The sequence below is a fragment of the Tatumella sp. UCD-D_suzukii genome (assembly GCF_000611875.2).
Taxonomy (GTDB): Bacteria; Pseudomonadota; Gammaproteobacteria; order Enterobacterales; family Enterobacteriaceae; genus Tatumella; species Tatumella ptyseos.
Genome location: NZ_JFJX01000066.1, coordinates 1 through 3,932 on the forward strand (window position 1 = coordinate 1; position 3,932 = coordinate 3,932).

The window sequence follows — 3,932 nt, forward strand, 5'->3', positions numbered from 1 at the left end:
TTAGTCACTGGTGGAGGTCAACATGCTACTGGGAAAACGATCATACAAGGTGATACGACAATGACTAGCCAAGGTACAAGTATAAAAATGTCGGGTGGCGCTCAAATAGTGATGACTGGTGGAGCCCGAATCATTCAGAACTAATGTGATTTACCATAACATCTCTTGCGCGCACCGCTCAGACGGCCTCAGAGCGATTCTGAGGCTTAAGCCGCAAAACACTCCGTCTTACCCCCTAAAAACCGCCCAGGATCGCTCCTGTGATTTCACAGGCGATGAATCGTTATGCATCTGCATGACTGATGCCTGATTTCAGAACAAATCCGCCATGAAATCGCTGTTTTCTCCGGTTTGTCACAGCGACGGTCCCTCATACGTCTGCTGACGCTGAGAGCGTTCAAGCTCCAACTCCTTCTCGTGCTGCTCCATGCGCTCCTGCTCCCGAAGAGCCTCAATACTGTTCAGCTTTACGACAACCGGCGTAGCTGCTCGCTCAAACTCTGCACCTGCCTGCTCAAGTCCGTGACGCGCTCGCTCAACGCCGCGTTCTCCCGTTGCATAAGACCAGACATCGTCCGCCATTCCGCGAAGGCGTTCTCCCACTCGTCCAGCCTTTTCGAGTAGTCCTGCTGTAGCTGCTCTAATGCGCTCAACAACTGTTTTTCCAGCTCTGTCATGTGCTATTTCCCCGCCAGTATCATCCAACTCGAATCCTCTCCGAACCGTCCCGCTTCCGGGTTCACCCTCACGCAGTGGCGTCTCTGCTCTCCACAGGTCGAGAGTTGCAGGCCGCTGTTCCTCTCTGAGAGTATGGCCTCCGTGTTCTTCTGCTCCCGGATGGTCATGTAATTGTCGAGTATCTGCTGACTCTGCCACCACAGAATGCCTGCGCTCGAGGCTATCAGGAGCGCGGAAACGAGGACGATGGTCAGCCACGTTTGGCTGACCATGCGCAGCATCCCTTTCGTACGCTGATTCATGGCTGAGAACAGCTTCCGGTCGTGGTCGAGGATGGCGGCGCTGATTCTCTTCTCGCTTTCGCTCAATTCCGCTCTGACAGACTGCTCGTGCTCGCTGAATGCGACTTTCAGCATCTCGCCGGTACTCTGCTGCTGCGCTTTCGATTTCTGCTCTAAGTCCTTCGCCAGCGTTAAAAGACTGCTCATAGATGGCTCCCTTCAGTCGGATATTTCGCCCCCCATCCGGGTCGGCAATGCTGATACTGCTTTTTGTGGTGCGTACCACCTCAAAACCTGCGTTTTCCAGCGCCTCAGTGACGTCCTGACGCGTTTTCAGCTCCCCGGACGAAGCTAAAGACAGTAAACCTCGCGTAATCGCTTGAGCGGCTTCCTGCTTCGCTTCCGGCAACGCAGATGGCGTGACCAGCGCTCGCCGGTTCTCCGGCGCATTCGGGTCGTGCAGCCCCAGCCTGCCGTTCACGATAGTCTGCCAGGCATCAATGCGCGGACGATCGGCACGGTCGTAATACGGCTGGAGTCGTCTGCCGGTCAGCAGCTCCGTATTCGGGATCAGAAAGTTCAGCTCCAGCCGCCCTTTATCCTGGTGCTCAACCCACAACACGCTGTACTGGTCTTTATCGAGTCCGGGCATCAGAACCCGCTCGAAGCTCGCCATCAGTTCTTCACGCTGGCCGGGCACTAAGTCCTGTTCGGCGAAGGATAGGACACCAGAGGTGTACTTTTTGGCATACGGGGAGGCATCGATAAGCTCCCGGATTTCCTCCGGCTTCCCCTGTAGAACGGTGGCACCGTTACGCTGCCGGTCTTTGCCCAGTAGATAATCCACCGGACCGGCGCCACCGCCACTGCCTCGAGGGTGGAATTTAACTATCATCCTCAGCACCCTTCTCCAATACGGCGTGCCGTAGCCGTTCCAGTCCGACATCAATGGCCATCAGCGCAGCGACAACCTGCACACGGTCATGTCCGCTACCTGCACCGGCGTTAACCTGCCGGGCGATCTGATTAAGGTTGTTACCCATGCCAGCAAACTGACGAAGCAAAGCCGGTGAAATCGAAGGAAGTTTGCCAGTGCGGGCGGGTTTCTCATCCAGACACGTCTGCCGCATCCAAGTAGCAAGTTGTTTTCCGTCACAGCGTTCTAGCAAACGACGGTGCTCATCTTCAGTCACCCACATTGTGAGCATTTTGCTGCGTTTGTCTGCCAATCTGGCCTCCTGATAACGCCAAGGCGGACGGGAAATCTTTTCCCGGTCGGTGCGGTGTTGGACAAGCCGCAGGCGCGTCAGTCGCTTTTAGCCGGTTTCGGGGCGCAGCCCTGAACCAGTCACGTAGCGCTAGCGGAGTGTATACTGGCTTAATATGGTAAATCGAAGTCGGGATTCAGGGAAGTGCTTCATGTAGCAGGTGAAAATAAGGCTGTAGGACGTAAGTGCGAAATGCTGGAGACGATGAAATGACGCCTCCTCGCTCACTCGGTCGCTACGCTCCTGCCGTGAGGCTGCGGCGGGCGTTGGGCGTTACCGGATCACGAATGGCGAAAAAGAGACTGAGCGGAAATCAGGAAGGACGGAAAAAGGATGCGGCGTTGCCGTTTTTCCATAGGCTCCGCCCCCCTGACAAGCATCACGAAATCTGACGCTCAAATCAGTGGTGGCGAAACCCGACAGGACTATAAAGATCCCAGGCGTTTCCCCCTGGTAGCTCCCTCGTGCGCTCTCCTGTTCCTGCCTTTCGGTTTACCGGTGTCATTCCGCTGTTATGGCCGCGTTTGTCTCATTCCACGCCTGACACTCAGTTCCGGGTAGGCAGTTCGCTCCAAGCTGGACTGTATGCACGAACCCCCCGTTCAGTCCGACTACCACGCTCTTTTCGGTAACTATCGTCTTGAGTCCAACCCGAAAAGGCACGACAAATCGCCATTGGCGGTAGCCACTGGTAAACAGGATGTGCGAGAGATGTATTCAGAGTTCTTGAAGTGGTGGCCTTACTACGGCTACACTGGAAGGACAGATTTGGTGACATGTCTCGCACAAGACTGTTACCACGGTTAGTAAATCTGCCAGGATTAACTAACCTTCGAAAAACCACCTGCCAGGGTGGTTTTTTCGTTTACAGAGCAAAAGACTACGCGCAGAAAGAGATTATCTCAAGAAGATCATTTATTTCTCTTACTCAAGTCAAAGCAAAAAACACCACTCCATCACAAACTCAGGTTATAGTCGGTATGCGACTAACAACACTGTAATTTCTGCGCAAAATCGAGGTTATGTATATGCAAATCAACATCAACTGCAAGAGTATTCCGACATCTTTCGATGTTGTCTGCTCGAATTGTGAATGGACCGGCGTGGCTACATTAGATTATCCGGAAAACGTAACGACCCTATCTGTCGGAGGAGAAATAAATTTCACTCATAATGACGAGGCGCCAAAATGCCCACAATGTAGCGTTGGATATATATATGGTAAAAGTGGCACTTATAAACGCAATAGTGCAACTAACCATATGGACAGAATCGGAGATTATAAAGAGTAAATAACACGCATCACAGCAACCTAATGAGAGAAATATAATGATTGAAACCACACTACTTTCCGTTCTCACTGGCGCATTAAGCAATCTTACTTCTGATGCAATCAAAGGCATCATAGGGAAGTTAGCAAGTAAACATCCTGAAGTTAAGCAACAAGCCTCACTGCTTGAAACACCATTACCTTTTGACGAAGTTGATAAATTATTTTCTCAGATGCAGGGAGCCATTCAGGCAGCAGCAGCCAATGGTGAAATTCAGCTAGATGGAGCTGAATTAAAAGCATTGAGCGGAATAAAATTCGATCACCAAGCCGGAACTGTTTTGATAAATGGATCTCAAGTACAGGCATCAATTTTAGTCACTGGTGGAGGTCACCTGTGATTTCACAGGCGATGAATCGTTATGCATCTGCATG

The 3,932-nt window shown here is 52.0% G+C and carries 4 protein-coding genes and 1 pseudogene; 1 reads left to right on the top strand and 4 read right to left on the bottom strand.

Annotated elements, in window-relative coordinates; translation table 11 throughout:
* Positions 1–467: 467 nt before the first annotated feature.
* The 4 genes and pseudogenes from CG67_RS18170 to CG67_RS15125 form a co-directional block, all read right to left on the bottom strand.
* On the bottom strand, positions 468–677 hold the full coding sequence (locus CG67_RS18170) for an MbeD family mobilization/exclusion protein (RefSeq protein ID WP_141021236.1): 210 nt from the start codon (positions 675–677) through the stop codon (positions 468–470).
* 3 nt (positions 678–680) lie between these two features.
* Complete coding sequence (locus CG67_RS18175; RefSeq protein WP_141021235.1) at positions 681–1,166, bottom strand: MbeB family mobilization protein; 486 nt, start codon at positions 1,164–1,166, stop codon at positions 681–683.
* Positions 1,167–1,536: 370 nt separating this feature from the next.
* A pseudogene (locus CG67_RS18835) lies at positions 1,537–1,905 on the bottom strand (hypothetical protein); the annotation flags it as partial.
* Complete coding sequence (locus CG67_RS15125; protein WP_025903774.1) at positions 1,844–2,167, bottom strand: MobC family plasmid mobilization relaxosome protein; 324 nt, start codon at positions 2,165–2,167, stop codon at positions 1,844–1,846. The gene CG67_RS15125 and the pseudogene CG67_RS18835, both read right to left, overlap by 62 nt.
* Positions 2,168–3,556: 1,389 nt before the next feature.
* Here CG67_RS15125 and CG67_RS15130 point away from each other — a divergent pair.
* Complete coding sequence (locus CG67_RS15130) at positions 3,557–3,898, top strand: hypothetical protein (protein WP_025903775.1); 342 nt, start codon at positions 3,557–3,559, stop codon at positions 3,896–3,898.
* Positions 3,899–3,932 lie beyond the last annotated feature (34 nt).